Here is a 21,875-nt window from a genome sequence, read left to right as displayed (position 1 = left end):
AGGGTATGATTAGTAACAAACCAAATCTTACATAGATTTGGTTTGTTTTATGTCGAAAAGTATTTTTGGAATAAATGAACAATTTGTGAAAAATGCTATTGAATTTGATAATAGGAATAGATTAATATATTTATGAGTTTCCAATAAAATGCAAAGGAAGGAGTCAATAAAAGAGACGCTTGTATTTGAAAAAAGAAAGGGGATAAGTAGTTGGGAGGAAAATATAAGCAGTTTAAAAACGGTTTAACAGTTTGTATGATTGCTATTTTATGTTTACAGTTACCAGGTTTTTATGTAAAAGCAAATGGGGAAGAAACAATTAAAGAAGACAGAAAATTTGAAATCAAAAGCGTACAAGAGGCTGGTAAGAGTAATAACCCAGACATTTCAGTATCCACATTAGATGATAATGTGAAAGCAGAACAGCTAGCGAAAAAACTCATTGGTGACGGAGTGGAAATTCGAAATGTGAAATATAAAGGTGCAAATCAAGCAGCCGGCACAGTGCAAGCGAAGCAAAATATTTTTGGAATTGAAGATGGCGTTATATTAAGTACAGGTAATGCGAAAGGTATTATAGGACCTAATAAGTATAAAAGTTATACACAGATTAATAATCAACCTGGTGATAGTGATTTAGAGCAATTATTGTGGGGTGGGACAAAAACATTCGATGCGAGTATTCTCGAATTTGAGTTTAAGCCATCGAAAGAAATAATGAATATGCAGTATATGCTTGCTTCTGATGAGTATGAGGAATTTTCTACTTATCCTGATATTGTTGGGGTGTTTGTAAATGGCAGAAATATAGCCTATGCACCGAATACATCATCGGTTGTATCAACATCAACAATTAATAGGTGGAATAGTAGCCACTATGTTTCAAATACAAATGGATTTAAAAATACGGAAATGGATGGAATGACTAAAGTATTAGATGCTAGTTCTAGCGTGAAAGCAAATGATTGGAATAAGATTAAATTAGCAATTGCTGATGGGAAAGATACTGGTGTAGATTCGAATGTACTTGTTAAGCCGATTACATTTGAAGATATACCCTCCCCAGTAGAGTATGATAGGATTTATATTGATAGATGGCATGTTGAAGATATAAGTTCTGATAAAGCAAAAGTAAAAATGCATTTTCTAAGAAGTGGTAATAAAAATACAGAGTACGCTGTAGATTGGAATTTAATTCTACCTAAGGGATTGAATAGTCCGGTAGAAGTTAAAGATAAAGGGAGGGTCATTTTTGTAAAAGGTGAATCTGAAAAAGAGATGGAAATAGAAATAAATAAAGAAGATAGGGATCTACAATTAACTTTAATCGGGAAAAAAGATGGTGCAATAATTTGGCAAAATACAATTGGAGTGTTCTTGAAAGAATTGTCAATAACTCCTCAACGAATGAAATTAAAAATTGGGGAAGAGCAAACGTATAAAGTAATGGCTAAGTATCAAGATGGTGAAAAAGATATTACAGAGAAAGTTAAAATGGTAGTTGAGAATGAAGGAATTGCAAAACTTAATTCAGGAAATAAAATAACAGCAAATCGTGCTGGAGTTACAGGTATACGAGCAGAGTATGGTGATATGACTGGTTGGGGAACTATAGAGGTTGAAAAAACATTAACGGATATTGAACTAGAAAGAGAAAACTTTGAAATGTTTGATAAAGAAACAAGGTATATTTCTGGATACGCAATTTATGATGGTGGATTAATGGAAAGAATGAGGGGGAAGATAAAGTTAATAAGCTCAGATGAAGATGTTGTGCGAATAATCGAGGACAACCGCTTTCAAGCTGTGAGCGAAGGGAAAGCAGTTATCACTGTAGAGTACGGTGGTATTACAAAAAAAGTAAATGTAACAGTGGGAAAATCGAATCGTAAATTAAAAGAAATTAATGTTTATCCTAGTATTAATCCGGTAGTAATAGAAGGAGAAAGTAATCCTTTTACTGTTGTATCATCGTATGATGACGGATACTCTGAAGATATTACAAGATTATCTAAAATAGTGTTTGCTAATACAGAGGTTGCTGAATTAAGTAATGATTCAATGTATGTGAAAGGAAAAAAAGAAGGGGAAACAAAGGTTAAAGTAACTTATGAAGGGCTAACGATAGAGGGGATAGTAACGGTAGAAAAACAGTTGAAAGAGGTAGTAACCAATAAAAATCAACTTACATTAAAAGAAGGCGCAAAAGATAACATTGTAGTAAAAGCAAAATATGATAATAGTGAAAAAGATGTTACAGATCAATCGAGTTTTCGGATAAATGATGATAAGATAGCCGAAATTGGAAGTGACGGAAAAATTAAAGGGATTAAACAGGGACAAACAACTCTGATTATTAAGTACAAGGAGCGCGAGATACGTGTTCCAATATACGTTGAAAACGGTCTGAAAGACATTGAACTTGAAACGTCAAATTTAACATTACCTATTAACGGTACGAAAAAGTTACAAGTAACAGGAATTTATGAGGAGGATTACCGTTCATCAATTAATAATGAAGCGACATTCTCTAGTAACAACGATAATGTGAAAGTTGATAAGTTCGGAAATATTGTAGCGCAAAAAGAAGGAGAATCTATTATTACAGTATCTGTAAGAGATATGAAAAAGGAAGTGAAAGTAAAAGTAGAGAATCCACTTGTTGCATTACAAGTTGGTACGGAGAAAATTGCATTAAAAACGAAAGAAGCATATGAATTAAAAGTTACAGGTTTATATGAAGATGGTTCGCTAAAAGATGTTACGAAAAGTGTGAATTTTAAGTCTTCTAATGCATCTGTAGTAGAAGTAGATGCTTCTGGGAAGTTAGTAGCTCAAGATAAAAAAGGAACGGCAACTGTTACGATAACGAAAGATAAACAAAGTTTGAATATTCCTGTTGAAGTAACAGAGAAAGAGACTGGTTTATTACTAGAAGTACAAGATGGAAATGGACGCGGAATGGATAATGTTAGCGTCGTTTTAGAAGACTCAAAAAAGAAAACACAAAAATTAATAACAGGTAGTAATGGTACTTTGTCGTTAAAACCACAAGAAGGTGCTTATAAAGTATACGTTTATAAAAAAGGCTATAAACCAGTTGCTGTAGACGTAGTTGTAAAGAATGATGAGCGGACGAAGCAAAAAGTCACATTAGAACCTTCGCAGTTATTTGATGGAAAAATGAACGTAACTCAAATGTCGAAAGAAGAAATAGAGAAGGCTGGTATTGATGTCAATCATCCAGATAATCGCCACGTGTATAAGTTTGAACTGCATTTGAAAATAGATAATGAGGATAAAAAAGTTGATTACATTATTAATAATGTAGGTAAAGTTATACAAGGTGATTTAAACGTATCGATCGGTAGTGGTGCAAGTGAGGTTAATGTGTACCCAGTTGTTATTCAAAATGAACGTTTCCAAGAAAAAGAAGCGCCTCCTGCAGTTGGATATATGGTAGTCCCAGGGAAAGTAAGTTGGCTGAAAGAGTTCTTTAAAGTGGAAGTGATGATTCAAAGTTTCGCAGACGAACCATTTGAATTAACGAATACAAATGTATCACTAAATTTACCAGAAGGATTAAGTTTAGCTCCGATTTCCGAAAAACAAAGTGACACAATCCATTTAGGAACGATAGGTGGAAATGAGGTTAAGAAAGCTGAGTGGTATATTCGTGGAGATAAAAAAGGTGAATATCATTTGAATGCTAATTTCTCATCTACACTATATCCGTTTGATGAGCCACTTTCTGCCGGGTTTAAAACAGCTAAGCCAATTGAAGTGTACGGGGAAGACGGAGTGAAGATGCATATTAAAGTAGATAAAAAAGCATATAGAGGTCTTCCGTATGTAGTTAGGGTAGGGATTGAAAATAAATCGCCAAACGTTATTTATGATTTACAAGTAGAGTTAAATGAAGAAGAAAAGAAAAACTTTGTTTATACACCAGGAACAGAGTTGAAGCGAGTTGTAAATTCTATTCCGTCAGGGGAAACGGTATGGCTTGATTATTTATTGCTACCTAAAATTTCAGGAGATTTAAATATTGGAAAATCATTCATTAAAAAGGTTGGAGACGGTATAAACATAGAGACTGTTCTTTCTACAATTGATGAATAATTCGATGCGGTTATCTTTATTTCATTTTGAATGCAAAAGGGGAATACGGGATGAAAAATTGGCTTAAAAAAATAGCTCAATTGAGTATACTGTTTGTACTATTTATAACATTGATATTTGATGGTGCAATAGCGTACGCTGCTAACGAGGTAAATAAAAAAACAAATCAGTTTCATAGTGCAGTTGAGAATACAAATGAGCTTGTATTCAAAGATGTACCACCTTCTTATTGGGCGTATAAAGATATAAAGAGATTAAAAGAGTTGAAGATTGTATCTGGAAAGGGAGATGGGCTGTTTGGTCCAGAAGATCGCTTAACGCGAGAACAATTTTTGTCGATGGTCGTGTTACAGCAAGGATATAAGATTGTAAAAGATCAAGCGACATTTAAAGATGTGCCGAAAAGTAAGTGGTCAAACCAATACATTGAAACTGCAATAAAAGAAGAGATTATTGAAAAGAAGGAATACGGAGATAACTTTAAGCCAGAGCAAGAAATTCCAAGGGAAGAAATGGCGATTATTATCGCAAAGGTTTTAAAGTTAAAAGAGGTAGATGAAGAAATAAAATTTGGAGATAAAGGTGAATTTACGAAAAATCCTAAATTGATAGCTGCATTAGTAAATGCAAAAATCATTTCAGGATATCCTGATGGAACGTTCAAACCGAAACAAACATTGACGAGAGCCGAGTCGACAGCAGTCATCGTTAAATTACTTGATTATGGATATGTATTTGATGATGTACCACCTTCCTACTGGGCGTATAAAGATATAAAGAGATTAAAAGAGTTGAAGATTGTATCTGGTAAAGGGAATGGAATCTTTGGTCCAGAAGATCGATTGACGAGAGAACAATTTTTGTCGATGATCGTGTTACAGCAAGGATATAAGATTATAAAAGATCAAGAGACGTTTAAAGATGTACCGAAAAGTAAGTGGTCAAATCAGTATATCGAAACAGCGATAAAAGAAGGAATTATTGAAAAGAAAGAATATGGAGATAGCTTCAAACCAGAGCAAGAAATCCCGAGGGAAGAAATGGCGATCATTATCGCGAAAGTGTTGAAATTAAAGGAAGTAAATGAAGAAATAAAATTTGGAGATAAAGGTAAATTTACGAAAAATCCTAAATTGATAGCTGCATTAGTAAATGCAAAAATCATTTCAGGGTATCCAGATGGGACGTTTAAACCGAAACAAACGTTAACGAGAGCGGAGTCGACAGCAGTCGTTAGTAAAGTGATTGATTACAAGAAAGATGAGCCAACTACTGGGGATGGAGATACCGGTGGCAGTACGGGTAATGGAGGAGACGGTGAAAAAGCAAGTATCGTATACAAAAAGAACGTATATGAAGTGAAAGAACAATATAAAAACGACATAGAACAAACGCAAACAGATACTTTCACATTCAAAAAAGAAGCAGCAAAATTACAAGAATTGAAAAATGATAATATTTTAATTTTGCCACCAATCCCAAATAACCCACTTGGGGTTGTTATTAAAATCATCTCTATAACGGATGGAAGTGATGGGGAGAAGGTTGTAAAAGCAGTGCAACCAGATGCTAAAGAAGTAATTGAAAAAATAGATGTGAAAGAAAAGGTATCGGTTACGAGAGACAATGCAAAACCCGTTTATTTAGCAGAAGGTGTAACGCTGGAAGAAAAGCAGTCAGCTCCTTTAAATCCTTTTCAACAGAAAATTAATGGGGAGAAAGAAAAAAATCAATACGCTTTACAGGGACCAGAGCATTTTTTACAACGTGCACTTGCTGAGTATGACGCTGATAAAGAAGTATTCAGTATGAATACTGATATTAAAGTAACCGGTAAAGAGTTAGGAATTAATGATGATCTAACCTTTGCACTAAACGGTCAAATGAAAATTAAAGATGTAGATTTTGATGTGGAGTATAAAGATGCAACTAATTTGGACGATTTAAAATTTATTCTTAAAAGTGAGGTTGAGAATAACTTAAAATACACTTTTAATTACTCGCACTGTTTCGGAGGAAAAGTAGCTTGTGATAAAAAAAATGCCGAAACACTAACATTTGAAGAATGGAAAGAAATTATTGATAAAAAAGGTCTCTCACTGAAACCATTTAAGAAAACTTTGTTTATGGTTCACGTGCCGAACCCTACTATTCCAGCTTTAGGTTTAATGGTAGAAGGTTCGATTATAGTTAAAGCAGATTTATCAATAGGTGTAGAAATAGATGTGAAGCAAACAGATTCGTATAGAACGGGAATTGAAAACGGTAAAATTGTAGATGAACATAAGCGAATTGGTCCTAACCTTAATTTTAAAGGGGAAGCAAAAATTGAGGGGAAAGCAGGTGCTGAAATTAGAGGTGGTTTAACACTTGCGAATATAATTTTAATAGGGGCTAATTTAGAAGGTGGATTGAAATTAGAAGCGTTGGCAAGAGCGTCGTGGGGCATAAAAGACGTTAACTCTAATAATTTGAATACGCTTGAAAGTATTTGCGCAAAAGGAGCACTTGGATATTATGTTCAAGCAGGTTTAGAGGCGAGTATAATTCATGCTGACATTTTTTCTATCAAGAAATCGTTAATAGATATAAATGAAGAGATCAAGAAAATAAGTAATTGTGAAAAGTATGATTTACAATCAGCGCAAGATTATTTATTACTTGAAGAGGGAGAAGAAACAAATTTAAAAGTAGTAAAAAGAATCTTTGATGAAGATCAATTAACGATGAAAGTAGAGAAAGTATCGAAGGATCAGGAAATACGAGTATCAAGTAAAAATACAGATGTAGTAGAAGCAAAACGAAAAGATGCCAATGATTTTTCAGTTCATACAAAATCAGGTGCAAAAGAAAAACAGAAAGTAGACCTATTATTTGAGTTAGTGGAAGATGGGAAAGTACTTTCAGAAATAAAAGTTCCGGTCTATATTGTGAAGCCAACAAAGCTACAAGTAGATCCTGAAAAAACATTTGTGATGAAAAAGCAAAAAGAACAATTGCAAGTACGTTTAGCGATACCTGTGCCGGTAGAAGTAATTGAGCAACGTGAAGTATTAGGATTGCCGATTGAGCAGTACCGCTATAAAAAAGTAACACAACCAAGCCTACTTACTTTCAAAAGTTCAAAAGATTTCGTTATCGTGAATGAACTCGGAGAAGTGACAGTAAAGGATGATGCGAAAATCGGAGATACGACTGAAATTAATGTCGCTTATAAAGGGTTGACAGGTAAGGTGAGTGCTCAAGTTTCGGGAAGTGAGGAAGATAAGCAAGCGCTATCAGGTTTATCTTTACCAAGTGCTCAGCAATTAATATTAGATGCGGAACAACACGCAAATAACATTTTACAAGCGGCAGTAAAATCGCCGGAAGAAGAAAAATTTGAAGATTTACAAAAGCAAATGAAAAAGTTTTATGAGCCGAAATTTACAGGGAAGCAATTTGAAAAAGCTTATAAGTATAATAGACAGTGGATATTAAATCCATATTATTTATATCCTGTAACGAATGTTTATAATACAGAGGCAATGAAAACATTCACAAGTGTAAGTGAAACACCATCAACGTTAAGTGTGAAAGTAAGCGTACCAGTTTTAGGAGAGCAAGGTGAATCATTTACGTATACGTATAATTTAGTGAAAAAAGATGGATCTTGGTATTTAGATGATATCAATTCATGAAAAGACAAGCACCTTTCGTTATATAGCGAAAGATGCTTATTTTTGTTTTTCGTATGTACGACTTTACTTAATGGAGTATACATGTACAATATTGATAGAATGAAATGAGTGACGTAAGGAGGTGCACCATTGAGTTTTTATATAAATAAATCAATTATAAAAGAAGTATGCGGAGAAACCTCCTATAAAAGAGGAGAAGCTTATTATAAATCAAATAAAGTAATCGTGAATTACTATGATGAAACGAAAGAAATTTGTGAGGCGACAGTAAAAGGGAACGAGGATTTTCGTGTTACAGTAGAAAAAGCTAAGAAAGGTGATGTTGTTGCGAGATGTAGTTGTCCTTCATTAGCGTCTTTTCAAACGTACTGTCAACATGTTGCAGCCGTACTAATACAAATAAATTATAACCAGCAAACGGGTGGAATGGGCTCTGTTAGTAGCAGAAATGACCAATTAACAAACGGGATGTTTCAGTTATTTGCAGACAAACCACTGAGGCCAAAAAGTAAACAACATCGGTTTGATACACGTGAAATATTAGATGTTGCGTTTATATGTTCACCAGTAGCGAAGAAAAGCGGTGGGGCTCTTCTTGGAATTCAGTTAAAACTTGCGAAAACATATTTTATAAATCATATTAGAGAATTTCTTTCTAAAGTAGAGAAGAGAGAGGCTTTTCATTGTTCCAATGAATTTACATATACGCCAGATGTACACAGTTTTAAACAAGAAACAGACGCGATTATACAACAACTTATTAAAATATATCATAACGAAAAAATGTATGAAGATGCACTAGAAGTACATGCGAAACAAGATGAAAGTATGATATTTATACCGCCAGCTTCATGGAATGATATGCTCTCTGCACTTTCTAGAGCCGAGTATGTACAGTTGAAACAAAATGAGCAACTGTTCCAAGGATTACACATTTCAAAAGGGTTATTGCCATTACATTTTGAGTTTACGAAAGGGAATAATGGCGGGTTTACCCTTCATATAGACGGTCTAAATCGTGTTCGAGTTATGGAGATGTATAACAACGCTCTTTACGATGGGAAATTATATCATTTACCTATGGAAGATTGTATGCGACTTATTGAATTGCAAAAGATGATGAGTCGCTCAAATAGCAATCAGTTTTATATTCCTGAAAATAAGATGGAACATTTCGTAGCGAAAGTTGTGCCTGGATTAATGAAACTTGGAACAGTGCGCATTGATGAAGTCATATCCGATCGTGTTGAAACGCCGTCGTTAAAAGCAAAGCTATATTTAGATCGAGTGAAAAATCGTTTGCTAGCAGGTCTTGAATTTCATTATGGAAACGTCGTGATTAATCCGCTAGAAGAAGACGGGCAACCTTCTGTTTTTAATCGTGATGAGAAAAAGGAAAAAGAGATTTTAGACATTATGAGTGAAAGTGCCTTTGCGAAAACAGAAGGCGGTTACTTTATGCATAATGAAGAAGCTGAGTATAACTTTTTATATCACATTGTTCCAACGTTAAAAGGTTTAGTTGATATTTACGCGACAACAGCAATCAAATTACGCATTCATAAAGGGGATACAGCGCCACTTATTAGAGTGAGAAGGAAAGAAAGAATTGATTGGTTGTCATTTCGTTTTGATATAAAAGGAATACCCGAAGCTGAAATTAAAGGTGTATTAGCGGCTCTTGAAGAAAAACGGAAATATTATCGGCTTGCGAATGGTTCTTTATTATCACTAGAGAGCAAAGAGTTTAATGAAATTAATCAGTTTGTAAAAGAATCAGGTATTCGAAAAGAATTTTTACATGGGGAAGAAGTGAATGTTCCGCTTATTCGGAGTGTAAAATGGATGAATGGACTACATGAAGGTAATGTTTTAAGTTTAGATGAGTCTGTTCAAGATTTAGTTGAAAGCATTCAAAATCCGAAAAAGTTAAAGTTTACAGTACCGCCAACTTTACATGCTGTAATGAGAGAGTATCAAGTATACGGGTTCGAATGGATGAAAACACTCGCCTATTACCGTTTTGGCGGTATTTTAGCAGACGATATGGGACTTGGAAAAACGCTGCAAAGTATTGCTTATATAGATTCTGTTTTGCCTGAAATTCGGGAGAAGAAGCTGCCTATATTAGTCGTTTCACCGTCCTCGCTCGTTTATAATTGGTTTAGTGAATTGAAAAAATTCACCCCACATATTAGAGCGGTTATTGCAGATGGAAATCAAACAGAACGACGAAAAATCTTAAAAGACGTAGCGGAATTTGATGTCGTCATTACGTCATATCCATTACTGAGAAGAGATGTAAGGTCATATGCGAGGCCATTTCATACACTATTTCTTGATGAAGCACAGGCGTTTAAAAATCCTACAACACAAACTGCAAGAGCAGTGAAAACAATTCAAGCTGAATATCGTTTTGGACTAACGGGAACGCCTGTCGAAAATTCATTAGAAGAGCTATGGTCTATCTTTCATGTCGTATTTCCAGAATTATTACCAGGAAGAAAAGAATTCGGTGATTTAAGGCGTGAAGATATTGCGAAGCGCGTAAAACCGTTCGTATTAAGACGATTAAAAGAAGATGTATTACAAGAGCTTCCAGATAAAATAGAGCACTTACAGTCATCGGAGTTATTACCGGATCAAAAGAGACTATATGCTGCTTACTTAGCGAAATTAAGGGAAGAAACATTAAAGCATTTAGACAAAGATACGTTACGTAAAAATAAAATTAGAATTTTAGCTGGCTTAACGAGATTAAGACAAATATGTAATCATCCTGCTTTATTCGTTGATGATTACAAAGGGAGTTCAGCTAAATTCGAGCAACTGTTAGACATACTAGAGGAATGTAGAAGCACTGGTAAGAGAATTTTAATCTTTTCTCAATTTACGAAGATGCTGTCCATTATTGGTCGTGAATTAAATCGTCAAGCAATTCCATACTTTTATTTAGACGGGAATACACCTTCGCAAGAACGTGTAGAACTATGTAATCGGTTTAACGAAGGAGAAGGAGACCTATTCCTCATTTCTTTAAAAGCTGGTGGTACAGGTCTTAACTTAACAGGCGCTGATACGGTTATATTATACGATTTATGGTGGAATCCAGCTGTTGAACAACAAGCAGCAGATCGGGCATATCGAATGGGGCAAAAAAATACAGTACAAGTTATTAAATTAGTAGCACACGGAACCATTGAGGAAAAAATGCATGAACTACAAGAGAGTAAGAAACATTTAATCGCTGAAGTGATTGAGCCAGGAGAAGAGAAATTATCATCCATCACGGAGGAAGAAATTCGAGATATTTTAATGATCTAATAAAAAAAGCTATGCCTTCAAATGTATGAGGGTATAGCTTTTTTGTTGTAATAATTATATTTTGTTTTGTACAAAGTAAAGAAATCAAATGTTATTTCAATTATTTCTTTGTACCTTTACTTTTGTATGGCTTTGCAGCTTTCTTTTTCTTTGCACTTGATTGCCAACGGTTCCATCCTTTACTTCCTGTACCTTGTCCTACACCTTTTTTCGGTGTTGCCTTCGTTTTACTCATATAATCACTCCGTTATATAAAAATCTTATTTGATAATAGTCAATGATTTAGAAAATACTCTTTATAAATGACTATGTTTGTTTTAAGTAAAAACAAACTGCTTGAATGCTATAGTATATCATGAATTTGCAAGTAAACTGAAAGGAATTACAAAGAAAATGAAAATAATACGAAATACTGCGGATTCTATATTTCGGACGATTACATTAATTGTTGTATATATGTTAGTTTCTGTTAGTGAAACGTTTTTTGGAATGCCCAGACAAAAGAAGTAAAGAAGGTATATTGGAAACAATCAATAAAGACGTAAAATAAAGAATTGAAAAATATTTTAAAACTTTTTGTTGACTTTATTTATTTTTTGTATAGAATAATCATTAATAAAATGTTTCAGAGATGTGACAACAAAACGACTATGAAAGGACGAGTAGTAGTAGGACGTAGTCTAAGCGAGTCAGGGGTGGTGTGAGCCTGATACGAAGCCTATTATGAAGAACCTCCTGGAGTTGCTAACCGAAATCCTTGACAGGAAAGTAGACTTAGCCGGGAACTTCGCCGTTACAAGAAGAACAGTATCGAGATACTTCATCTCCGTATTGTATAAGTGAGCAACCTCTGTTGCTAATTTGGGTGGTACCGCGGAACCAAAGCCTTTCGTCCCAGTTTTTTGGGAAAGAAGGGCTTTTTTTGTTGGCTTCTTTTCACAACATCCAAACATTTTAGGAGGAAACCACCATGTATCAATCATTAATGACAGTAAGAGAGACTCAAATCGCAATTAAGGAAGTTAAAACATTTTTTGAGGATCAATTAGCAAAACGACTTGAATTATTCCGTGTATCTGCACCATTATTCGTAACGAAAAAATCAGGACTAAACGATCATCTAAACGGTGTAGAACGTCCAATTGAATTTGATATGTTACACTCAGGAGAAGAATTAGAAATTGTACACTCACTAGCGAAGTGGAAACGATTTGCACTGCATGAATATGGATATGAAGCTGGTGAAGGGTTATATACAAACATGAACGCGATTCGTCGTGATGAAGAACTTGATGCAACACATTCTATTTACGTTGACCAATGGGATTGGGAAAAAATCGTTCAAAAAGAATGGCGTACTGTAGATTACTTACAAAAAACAGTACTAACAATTTATGGAATATTCAAAGATTTAGAAGACCACTTATTTGAAAAATATCCGTTCCTTGGGAAGTATTTACCAGAAGAAATTGTGTTTGTTACTTCTCAAGAACTAGAAGATAAATATCCAGAATTAACACCGAAAGATCGTGAACATGCAATTGCGAAAGAGCACGGTGCAGTCTTCATTATCGGAATTGGTGATGCACTTCGTTCAGGTGAAAAGCATGATGGACGCGCAGCTGATTATGATGATTGGAAATTAAACGGTGACATCTTATTCTGGCACCCAGTACTACAATCTTCATTTGAATTATCATCAATGGGAATTCGTGTTGATAGTAAATCACTTGATGAGCAGTTAACGAAAACAGGTGAAGACTTCAAACGTGAGTACGATTTCCATAAAGGTATTTTAGAAGACGTACTACCATTAACAATTGGCGGTGGTATCGGACAATCAAGAATGTGCATGTACTTCTTACGTAAAGCACATATCGGTGAAGTTCAATCTTCTGTATGGCCTGATGATTTACGTGAAGCTTGCAAGAAAGAAAACATTCATCTGTTTTAATAGAAGAGAGAGAATAACTCAAAGAGTTATTCTCTCTTTTTTATTGTGTAAACGAGTGGTTTACAGCGGATTTTACTAATAGTTTCTTTCTTTTTCATCTCCTATTATGTCATAATTTTTTAAAAGAGGGGGACGTTATGAGCTTAGGAGAGCAGTTAAAAAAACTACGAGAGTCAAAGGGATTTTCACAAGAAGATGTTGCTAAAAAGATTGGTGTGACAAGGCAAGCAATATATAGATGGGAAAATAATAAAAGTTATCCTGATATTGATAATTTAATTTTGCTTAGCGAAATTATAATGTTACGCTCGATGCGTTAATAAAAGGGAATCAAAACATGAAAGAAAAAATACATATTGATGAAGATGATGAGGATTTTGAGAAAGAGAACGAATTTGGTTTTTATATTGGATTTGGTTTGTTAATTATGAGTGCTTTCGTTGAATATGAAAAAATACAGGTGGTTGTATTAGGCGTTGCATTATTCATGATGGTATTTTACTCGGATGTGAAGAAAGTTATTTTGAATGAATATAGATCGTTTTTTCATAGGAAAGAGCGATAAGTTATAAAATGAGAAGAGTCAGTTATATTTCCTTGAAAAAGGTAAAGCGAATAATTAAATTATTTCATAATGATTTTTTGGATGTTAGTGATATGTTAAAGAACTGTTTGGATAGAGTCTTGAAATCTATGTGTAAAATGAAAATATATTTTTAAAAACTCAAACAAGCATAACCACGTTCTGGAGTGAGGACGTGGTTAAAAATATAGTAGTTTCCTTTATAATACATCACTTACTTGTTACCGAGTTCTTCCGCTAAACCGATTAAAATCCCTTCGGTTCCACGAATGTAGCAGAGACGGTAAGAGTTCTCGTATTGAACTACTTCACCAACGAGTTGAGCACCATGCTTAGTAGTAAGCCTAGATACCATTTCATCAATGTCTTCAACGGTGAACATGACGCGCAAATAACCGAGGGCATTGACAGGAGCTGTCCGGTGATCTCCTATAGCGGGCGGGGTAAGAAATCGCGAAAGTTCAATTCGGCTATGGCCATCTGGAGTCACCATCATAGCAATCTCTACGCACTGCGAACCGAGTCCGGTTACGCGACCAGCCCATTCCCCCTCTACAGTGGCGCGCCCTTCGAGTTTTAACCCAATCTCCTCGAAGAAAGAGATTGCATGATCAAGGGATTCTACAACGATGCTAACATTGTCCATTCTGAGTAATTTATTTTTTGACATTGTCTTTATCTCCTTATATGTAAAAGTGTATTATCTAATCATCATCTTCATTATACTATTAAAAAGTTACAAATTCCTTTCAAACAAAAACACCTTGTCACAGTTTAGGAAAATGTGACAAGGTGTTTTTAAGTATGTCATATAGTATCTTGTTAACAAACAATACCGAGACTTCCTTGCAAAAATATTTCTATCCTGTACGGCATTAAATGATCCGATTGTTGTATAGAATTAATTGTATTTTTTTAATGACACATAAATTTCTTGTCACTTTATATAATGCAAACAGCTTTCTATTTTTAATAGGAAGGAAATAGATTCATATAATTTGTTTTAAGTAGTACCGCTGGAAATTAACTCATTTGTACTAAAGGCACAATTTTCGCCATAAATGATTGATGCAGTGCCTCAACACCTGTCACTAAATGAAGGCGGTCAATAACGACAGACACTTTAATTTCTGATGTACTTACCATTTTAATATGAATATCTTCTTCTTTTAAAGTAGTGAACATATTCGCAGCAACACCTGGATTAGAGACCATACCAGATCCTACAATTGATACTTTTGCTAAATGATTTTCATATTCTACTGCTTCATAGTGAAGTGCCTCTTGATTTTGTTCCAATACTTCTAATGTTTCTCTTAAATCATTAGAATGGATGGAGAAGGAGAGATGAACAGTTCCTTCATTAGTAATACTTTGAATGATGATATCTACATTAATATGTGCCGCTGCTAATGTAGAGAAAATAGTTGAAAGTGAACCTTGTTCTAATCCTTTCACTGTGATGCGTGTAATATTATCTTCAAATGCAATACCTTTAACGATTGATTGTTGTTCCATGTTACATTCTCCTTTTACAATTGTTCCGTTTTCTTGTTCCATACTTGAGCGAACTTCTAAAATGACATTATGATTTTTAGCAAACTCAACAGCACGCGGGTGTAATACACCAGCACCGAGGTTTGCAAGTTCTAACATTTCGTCATAAGAAATTTCATCTAATTTATAAGCATCTTTTACAACTCGTGGATCCGTCGTATATACGCCAGTCACATCTGTGTAAATATCACATTTTTTTGCGTTTAGTGCAGCAGCTAATGCGACAGCAGTTGTATCAGAACCACCTCGTCCAAGCGTTGTAATTTCAAGATCTTCACTGACTCCTTGGAAACCAGCTACAATAACAATCGTGCCTTTAGTAAGATAAGACTGAATTCGATCCGTATTAATTTCAGTAATCCGTGCACTACTATGTACAGATTCTGTCGTAATACCAGCTTGCCATCCTGTTAATGAAATCGCGTTATACCCTTTTGCTTGCAGTGCCATCGTTAATAATGAAATAGTTACTTGCTCTCCTGTCGATAGAAGCATATCCATTTCACGTTTACTTGGATTTTCTGTAATTGCGTTAGCAAGTGCTACAAGTTCATCAGTACTTTTTCCCATTGCTGAAACGACAGAGACGATACTATGTCCTCGCTCATATTCTTCAATAATTAAATTTGCTACATGTTGAATACGCTCAACACTTCCGACAGAAGTGCCACCAAATTTTTGTACAATCGTTTCCATTACAAATTCCTTCTTTCATCCATTTTTAAGAATAGATTAGGACATATATAAATCCCAATATTCCTGTAGTTACCAGAGAAAAACAAAAAACACCATCTCAAATAAGTGAGGATGGTGCTGTTACAGGAAAAGGGAAACAGAAAACGGAGCTAATAAAAAAACCGCCAAAAAAGGAATACCATGAAAATGATATCTCTTTTTTGTAGATAGCTCTTCATACATACGCGTCTGTACATATGACAGTTCTGTTTCTATTCGAAAACAGCCCCAATCGATACATACAGAGAAATATATCGATTTCGGCAATACTTCCTTTCATCTAATTTCATAGACATCTCTGTGTCTCCATTAGAATACTCATAAGTATCGCAACCTCTATCTCACGTTTTAGGCGAGAGTGTTTGATTTATGAAGTTGTTGGTAACATTTGTTTTATAATAATTTAAATTTTTCGAGGAATCAAGTGTTTTATATATATTTTAAAAATTCTATTTTTTACAAGGAAGTTTGTGAAAAATGTAGCAAAATAAATTTATTACATGTACATTAAAATTATAGTTCATTGGAGGTGGAAGAATGAAGAGGAAAAAGCCTATTTATGTTTCAGCAGAAATGAACACAACGATGGAGAAATTATGGGAATATACGCAAGAACCACATATACATACAGAATGGGATGCCCGCTTTACTGAAATTTCATATTTAGAGAAAAAAGAAGGAGAACCACAGAAATTTCTATATAAAACAAAAATCGGATTTGGACTTGAAATAGCTGGGGAAGGGGAATCGATAGGTGAAATAAGAAAAGAAACGGGTGAAAGAATTTCTTCTTTAAAGTTTTGGACGGATAATACATTATCTCTTATTCAAATAGGGCGTGGTTATTGGAAGTATACACCGTGTAAAGAACACATTCATTTTGAGACACAATATGATTATGATACGAGGTTTGGTCGTATAGGGAATGTAATAGATTTCTATATGTTTCGGCCGTTATTAGGCTGGGCGACTGCTTGGAGTTTTGATGCTTTAAAATTATGGTTAGAAAAGGGACTTCATCCTAGCTTGCTCATTAGAAGAACAGTGACGTATTGGCTCGTATGTTTTTTATTTGCTTTCGTATGGATGTATCAAGGAATAGTACCGAAACTAGTGTTTACTCATTCAGAAGAAGTAAAAATGCTATCGGTGATGGTTGGTTCAACTGAACATAGTGTTTTTGTACTTAAAATAATTGGATTACTAGAAATTATTTTTGGTGTCCTATGGCTGTTACCATTTCCAAAACGAAAAGTATTTGTCGTACATATTTTTATGTTAATAGCCTTAACGATAGCAGCAGGATTTACGAATATCGCAAGCTTTACAGAGCCGTTTAATCCAATTACGTTAAATCTACTTCTAATTGGATTATCGATTGTCGGTTATATAAATAGTACGAATTTGCCAAGTGCAAAAAATTGCAAGAGGAAGAGAAAGGGATAATGTATGGCTAATATGTATGAAAGATTATTAGGGGATTCTTATAAAAAACTTCATCCGAAATTACAGAAACGTTATGAGATTACAGAAGAAAATAGCTTTATTGGAGAAGGGAAGATGGATGAAATTTACGGTGGTTCTTTTTTCGTAAAATTCATATTAAAAATTGCATCGAAGTTTCGAATGTTTTTCTCTGAGAGAGGTAAGGGAGTGCCATTTACAATACATAATACCGCTGAGCGTGATGAACATGGACATGAACTTGTGCGGTGGAATCGTACTTTTTATTTTCATAATAAGAAAAGGTATTTTAATGCGGTAATGAAACTTGATGAAAATGAAATTGTAGATTATTTTGGTGAACCACATTTACTCGTCTCTACATTGAATTTTCATATTGATGAGTTAGGGGCAATGCATATTTCTTCAAAGAAACAATGGTTTTACATGTTTGGAAGAAAAGTTCCACTACCTAGATTCTTATACGGTGAGGCCGACATTGTAGAAAGTTATGATGAAACACAACAATGCTTTCGAATTCATGTTCAAGTACGCAATCCGTTAATTGGTTCATTATTTTCATATAAGGGAACGTTTGTGGAGAGGAAATAAATAATATGAAAAATATAATAGTTGGATTTGTTTGTTATATTATTTTTTTAATATGTGAGTGGTCAAATATAAACCCAGTGGAAGCAATTATTTTATTATCTATGTTGTTATTTATACCGATGTCATTTAGCATCATTGATAAGAAAACAAGAAATGGATCATATGTATTCTTTTATGAATTTGTATCGTTTTTATATCCAATCGCAGCAATTAGTGCAATGCTAGCTTTCGTAACAAGTCACTATTTCTTTGCGCTATTTTGGTTTGTATATACAGGAATTGTCGCGTTATTTGGTGTGAGTAGATTACTAGAAAGAGGATGGAAACCGTTAGAAGAAACGGCAATCGATAGTGCGTTTATTTATTTGTTTTTAGGTGGCTTCTGGTTTTTCGCCTCAGTAGCAAAGCTTTCCATTATGCACTTTAGTTCTGACATTGTTTTACTCACAGCTGCACACTTTCATTATTCGGCGTTTCTATTGCCGTTATCGGCTGGTTTAATTGGGAGAAAAAGAGAAAAGAGAAGTAAAGTATATGATGTTATTATGTTTGTCATCGTTATTTCACCTCTGACAGTCGCAGTAGGAATTACGTATTCAAGGGTATTTGAATTTTTTGCAGTGTTCCTATATTTATGCGCTATTTATGGTTATGGAATTTATGTTTGGCGTACGAAATTTAATGCTATCAACGCAAAGATTCTTCTGATCATATCGTCTAGTACACTTATGGTAACAATTATGTTTTCACTTATATACTCGTATGGGAATTTGAAACATGTAATGACGATTACAATTGCTCAAATGGTTTGGATTCACGGTGTTGTGAATGGAATTGGAGTAGCGTTACCGGCATTTGTCGGCTGGATGATTGAAAAGAGTGTTCCGAACTATAAATATTACGGGAAACCAATGAGCAGATTAAGAGGAAAGGCGACAGTTGGTGAAGCGTTTTTACATAACAGAAATGTAATAGATAGTAAGGAATACAACGGCTTAGTTGATAAAATGAATGATTTTCATAGTGAGGCATTTGACGTGACGAAGATACCTTTAAGCATTATTCGGTTTTATGAAAATACAAAAGAGTATGAGTTACAATCGCATATTAAATGGACTCGTTCGTTCCGCCTGTTAGCATTTTGTTATGAGAAAATGAGTAAGCGTGTAGGACAAATACATTTAGGAATGGGGGGCAAGTGGGAAACAATGCACGGCGCTATCATAGGGGTAATGGATGAGAAGGATGGAAGGGAGAATGTAAGAGCTTGGTTAAGAAAAAATGAAGCAGGAGCATCTATTTTTGTAGCTCTTTACTCAAAACATACGTATAAGAATGAGACATATATGAATATCGCATTACCTCTACCATATTCGAATATGACGGGGATTTTAAAATTACGTAATGATAATAATAATTTAATTATTACTAGTAAGCTGAGAAGAAATGGTAAGGGAGATGAGGGGATTTATTTACATACTCGTTTCTTTACAGTACGGTTACCGTTAGCAGAGACGTTTATTATTAAAGAGGGCACCAATCAAATGTTAGAAGCTAACCATAAAATGTGGATATTTGGAGTTAAGTTTTTAGAAATTGATTATGAGATTAAGAAAATAGAGGAGAAGTAAGAAAAGCTTGGAGAGATTCCAAGCTTTTTTACGTATGGGTAATTGTCATAGCGACTTGTTTATCTAAGTCTTTGTCCCAAACACGTTGAATTTCAAACGTACCTTTTTCAAAAAATAATGGAAATCTTTCTTTAAACCAATCTTGCATAGGAAGATTTAGTGCTGTATCGATTGGTACCCATAATAATTTGCCTTCAGGAGGATTCGAAAGGAGTTCACCTTCAAATGAATCTGTCCAATAGTTAAATACCATATATCGAACATTTTCTTTCGGATTTACATATTCATCTAATCCCTTAAAGGTTAAAGTTGAAACAAGTAATCCAGTTTCTTCTTTTACTTCTCGTTTAGCAGCTTGAACGATACTTTCTGGAAAATCTACTTTTCCGCCGGGAGCGATGTAACCAGGAAAACCTCGATGATCGGGGCGTTTTATAAGTAAAACTTCATTATTGCGCTGCATCATACACATTGTATAGATGCGGTGTTCGATGTTATGTGAATTTGGCATAATGATGTATTCTCCTTTATATTTTTTGATAATTTTACCATGATATAATGATTTCTTATATAATTAAAAATAGAAGATTAGGAATTTTTAGTTGCTTCGTATAAATTCTATAGTTATTTGAAAAGAGGAGAGGGAAATGCAAGGGGGAATACAAAGAGAAAAGGGTTTAGGGTATGTTGGCAAATTATTATTGCCAGTTAAAGCGTCACCACATTTTAAATTTTTATGGATTGGGCAATTGCTTTCGACTTTAGGTAGTTCGATAACGATGGTTATTTTGCCAGTCGTTGTGTATTCATTAACTGGTTCAACAGTTGTAATGGGAATGACTATGGCAATGTACATGCTTCCTAATATTCTTGCGTTACCGTTTGCGGGATTAGTAGTAGATCGAATGGATCGGGTGAAAGTAATGTTATTTACAGATATAGTTCGCTGCATATTAATGCTATTACTTGCAACACTTATATTTATGGATGTATTAACAATTCCACTTCTATATGTACTTGTAGCATTATATGGACTTATGGAAGGCATATTTCAGCCAGCGTATGCGGCTGTAAGAGCGAAAGTATTTGTACCAGAAATTCGCAATGCAGCTAATGCATTAACGCAAATGAGTAATCAAGGTATACGACTAATTGGACCAGCTCTTGGAGGATTAATCGTTTCAGTTGCATCTGCTGGAATAGGGTTTGGACTAGATGCAGTAACGTATTTGTTATCATTTTTTTGTTTATTATTTTTAAGAGAAATAAAGTTTAAAAAAGTAAAATCTATTGAAAAGAAAAAAGTCGATTATAAACAAGAGTTTATGGAAGGTGTTTTTGTTTTAAAAAGTCATCCGTGGCTATGGATTACAATTTTAGTCTTTTCTTTCATCAATATTTGTTATGCAGGAATTATCGTCGTATTAATTCCATGGTTATTTAATGTTCATCATCATTTTGAAGCATATGTGTATGGATTAGGCATGGCCTCCTCTGGTGTTGGAGCTGTAGTTGCTGCTCTAATATTTGGCGGGAGAGAACGGTGGTATAAGCGGGGAGTACTTGCCTATGGTGGTGTTTTAATAAGTGGTTGTGCGCTTTTAATAATGCCGTTCATTACTTGGGCACCTGTTTTAATTATATTAATGGCAATTGAAGGGTTCGGTATGATGATATTTGGACTCATTTGGGAGACGAGTTTACAAGAGCTTGTGCCAGAAGAAGCATTTGGAAGAGTGGCAAGCCTTGATATGTTAGGTTCATTTGCTTTATTGCCACTAGGTTATGTAGTTGTAGGGTGGTTAGCTACTGTCATAGGTGGCGAGATAACGATTATAACACTAGCTATTTTAGTACTTGTAACAATTGGAGTAGCATTATGTGTGCCGAGTATTCGAAGATTTGATTGATGATATAAGGGAAGGTGGGAACGACTTATATGCTTATAGAAAATTTGAACGATATAGTCGCAAAGGAATGGGACAACCAATATACTTTGCAGGAAAAGGTCTTTGAAGCAAAAAATTTCACAGTCTATATTGCTACCCAAAGAGAAAATAAGCTAGCATATAATCAACTAGTATTAATAAAACATTTTTGTAACGAAAAGCCTTCCGTGCATATTTGGTATAAGAAAATTAGCACCGATGCAACAAAACTGGACATCACAAAAGAAGTGACAGAAGCCATTCAAACTGGTTTTGTAAATGAAGAGTAAGCCCTAATTAAATTAG

The 21,875-nt window shown here is 34.5% G+C and carries 13 protein-coding genes, 1 pseudogene, 1 riboswitch and 1 other annotated feature; of the genes and pseudogenes, 10 read left to right on the top strand and 4 right to left on the bottom strand.

Annotation, left to right across the window (positions count from 1 at the left end; all coding sequences use genetic code 11):
• Positions 1-210 precede the first annotated feature (210 nt).
• The 3 genes from PDQ68_RS13860 to PDQ68_RS13850 all read left to right on the top strand — a co-directional run bounded on the left by PDQ68_RS13860 (position 211) and on the right by PDQ68_RS13850 (position 11,126).
• The gene (locus PDQ68_RS13860; protein ID WP_270786852.1) at positions 211-4,122 is read left to right on the top strand and encodes a choice-of-anchor L domain-containing protein; all 3,912 of its coding nucleotides are present in this window, start codon (positions 211-213) and stop codon (positions 4,120-4,122) included.
• Between the two features lie 50 nt (positions 4,123-4,172).
• Positions 4,173-7,802 (top strand): S-layer homology domain-containing protein, encoded by a 3,630-nt coding sequence (locus PDQ68_RS13855; RefSeq protein WP_270786851.1) that lies wholly within the window; start codon positions 4,173-4,175, stop codon positions 7,800-7,802.
• Positions 7,803-7,931: 129 nt separating this feature from the next.
• Complete coding sequence (locus tag PDQ68_RS13850) at positions 7,932-11,126, top strand: DEAD/DEAH box helicase (protein ID WP_061183893.1); 3,195 nt, start codon at positions 7,932-7,934, stop codon at positions 11,124-11,126.
• A gap of 100 nt (positions 11,127-11,226) precedes the next feature.
• Here the strand turns inward: PDQ68_RS13850 and PDQ68_RS13845 are convergent, their stop codons facing one another.
• Positions 11,227-11,361 (bottom strand): DUF3934 family protein, encoded by a 135-nt coding sequence (locus PDQ68_RS13845; protein WP_270786848.1) that lies wholly within the window; start codon positions 11,359-11,361, stop codon positions 11,227-11,229.
• Between the two features lie 406 nt (positions 11,362-11,767).
• Positions 11,768-12,026, top strand: a binding site (T-box leader).
• Between the two features lie 70 nt (positions 12,027-12,096).
• Between PDQ68_RS13845 and asnA the strand changes: the two genes are divergently transcribed.
• Positions 12,097-13,080 carry an aspartate--ammonia ligase gene (gene asnA / locus PDQ68_RS13840; RefSeq protein WP_000284908.1) on the top strand — a complete coding sequence of 328 codons (984 nt, stop codon included), beginning with the start codon at positions 12,097-12,099 and terminating at the stop codon, positions 13,078-13,080.
• Positions 13,081-13,217: 137 nt separating this feature from the next.
• A pseudogene (locus PDQ68_RS13835) lies at positions 13,218-13,645 on the top strand (helix-turn-helix domain-containing protein).
• A gap of 232 nt (positions 13,646-13,877) precedes the next feature.
• On the opposite strand, the gene PDQ68_RS13830 reads toward PDQ68_RS13835, so the two are convergent.
• Together PDQ68_RS13830 and PDQ68_RS13825 are read right to left on the bottom strand one after the other, a co-directional pair.
• Positions 13,878-14,333 carry a VOC family protein gene (locus tag PDQ68_RS13830; RefSeq protein ID WP_000041941.1) on the bottom strand — a complete coding sequence of 152 codons (456 nt, stop codon included), beginning with the start codon at positions 14,331-14,333 and terminating at the stop codon, positions 13,878-13,880.
• Positions 14,334-14,686: 353 nt separating this feature from the next.
• Positions 14,687-15,916 carry an aspartate kinase gene (locus PDQ68_RS13825; RefSeq protein WP_061183892.1) on the bottom strand — a complete coding sequence of 410 codons (1,230 nt, stop codon included), beginning with the start codon at positions 15,914-15,916 and terminating at the stop codon, positions 14,687-14,689.
• A 199-nt stretch (positions 15,917-16,115) separates the two neighbouring features.
• A riboswitch (Lysine riboswitch) is annotated at positions 16,116-16,302 on the bottom strand.
• Positions 16,303-16,492: 190 nt separating this feature from the next.
• Here PDQ68_RS13825 and PDQ68_RS13820 point away from each other — a divergent pair.
• The 3 genes from PDQ68_RS13820 to PDQ68_RS13810 are packed head-to-tail and all read left to right on the top strand — an operon-like array spanning position 16,493 to position 19,641.
• Positions 16,493-17,401, top strand: a complete 909-nt coding sequence (locus PDQ68_RS13820) for a DoxX-like family protein (protein WP_270786846.1) — start codon at positions 16,493-16,495, stop codon at positions 17,399-17,401.
• 3 nt (positions 17,402-17,404) lie between these two features.
• On the top strand, positions 17,405-18,010 hold the full coding sequence (locus tag PDQ68_RS13815; RefSeq protein ID WP_061183890.1) for a DUF4166 domain-containing protein: 606 nt from the start codon (positions 17,405-17,407) through the stop codon (positions 18,008-18,010).
• A gap of 5 nt (positions 18,011-18,015) precedes the next feature.
• A complete protein-coding gene (locus tag PDQ68_RS13810; RefSeq protein WP_061183889.1) occupies positions 18,016-19,641 on the top strand; it encodes a YndJ family protein in 1,626 nt (541 codons plus the stop codon).
• A 28-nt stretch (positions 19,642-19,669) separates the two neighbouring features.
• On the opposite strand, the gene PDQ68_RS13805 is transcribed toward PDQ68_RS13810, so the two are convergent.
• Positions 19,670-20,152, bottom strand: coding sequence for an 8-oxo-dGTP diphosphatase (locus PDQ68_RS13805; RefSeq protein WP_061183888.1), 483 nt, complete (start codon positions 20,150-20,152; stop codon positions 19,670-19,672).
• Positions 20,153-20,288: 136 nt separating this feature from the next.
• Here PDQ68_RS13805 and PDQ68_RS13800 point away from each other — a divergent pair, with 136 nt between their 5' ends.
• Together PDQ68_RS13800 and PDQ68_RS13795 are read left to right on the top strand one after the other, a co-directional pair.
• Entirely contained in the window at positions 20,289-21,551 is a 1,263-nt protein-coding gene (locus PDQ68_RS13800; RefSeq protein ID WP_061183887.1) for an MFS transporter, read from the top strand.
• Between the two features lie 29 nt (positions 21,552-21,580).
• Positions 21,581-21,859 carry a hypothetical protein gene (locus PDQ68_RS13795; RefSeq protein WP_046646890.1) on the top strand — a complete coding sequence of 93 codons (279 nt, stop codon included), beginning with the start codon at positions 21,581-21,583 and terminating at the stop codon, positions 21,857-21,859.
• Positions 21,860-21,875: the final 16 nt, after the last annotated feature.

The organism is Bacillus cereus group sp. Bc010, assembly GCF_027716745.1.
In the GTDB taxonomy this organism is placed as follows: Bacteria; Bacillota; Bacilli; order Bacillales; family Bacillaceae_G; genus Bacillus_A; species Bacillus_A pacificus.
This window is presented reverse-complemented; position numbering and strand designations above follow the sequence as displayed.

What these genes read in the sequence shown, in the direction of transcription:
- PDQ68_RS13855 (WP_270786851.1), top strand. Translation starts at nt 4,173, where the DNA reads ATGAAAAATTGGCTTAAAAAAATAGCTCAATTGAGTATACTGTTTGTA.
- PDQ68_RS13845 (WP_270786848.1), bottom strand. Translation starts at nt 11,361, where the DNA reads ATGAGTAAAACGAAGGCAACACCGAAAAAAGGTGTAGGACAAGGTACA.
- asnA (WP_000284908.1), top strand. Translation starts at nt 12,097, where the DNA reads ATGTATCAATCATTAATGACAGTAAGAGAGACTCAAATCGCAATTAAG.
- PDQ68_RS13830 (WP_000041941.1), bottom strand. Translation starts at nt 14,333, where the DNA reads ATGTCAAAAAATAAATTACTCAGAATGGACAATGTTAGCATCGTTGTA.
- PDQ68_RS13825 (WP_061183892.1), bottom strand. Translation starts at nt 15,916, where the DNA reads ATGGAAACGATTGTACAAAAATTTGGTGGCACTTCTGTCGGAAGTGTT.
- PDQ68_RS13820 (WP_270786846.1), top strand. Translation starts at nt 16,493, where the DNA reads ATGAAGAGGAAAAAGCCTATTTATGTTTCAGCAGAAATGAACACAACG.
- PDQ68_RS13815 (WP_061183890.1), top strand. Translation starts at nt 17,405, where the DNA reads ATGGCTAATATGTATGAAAGATTATTAGGGGATTCTTATAAAAAACTT.
- PDQ68_RS13810 (WP_061183889.1), top strand. Translation starts at nt 18,016, where the DNA reads ATGAAAAATATAATAGTTGGATTTGTTTGTTATATTATTTTTTTAATA.
- PDQ68_RS13805 (WP_061183888.1), bottom strand. Translation starts at nt 20,152, where the DNA reads ATGCCAAATTCACATAACATCGAACACCGCATCTATACAATGTGTATG.
- PDQ68_RS13800 (WP_061183887.1), top strand. Translation starts at nt 20,289, where the DNA reads ATGCAAGGGGGAATACAAAGAGAAAAGGGTTTAGGGTATGTTGGCAAA.
- PDQ68_RS13795 (WP_046646890.1), top strand. Translation starts at nt 21,581, where the DNA reads ATGCTTATAGAAAATTTGAACGATATAGTCGCAAAGGAATGGGACAAC.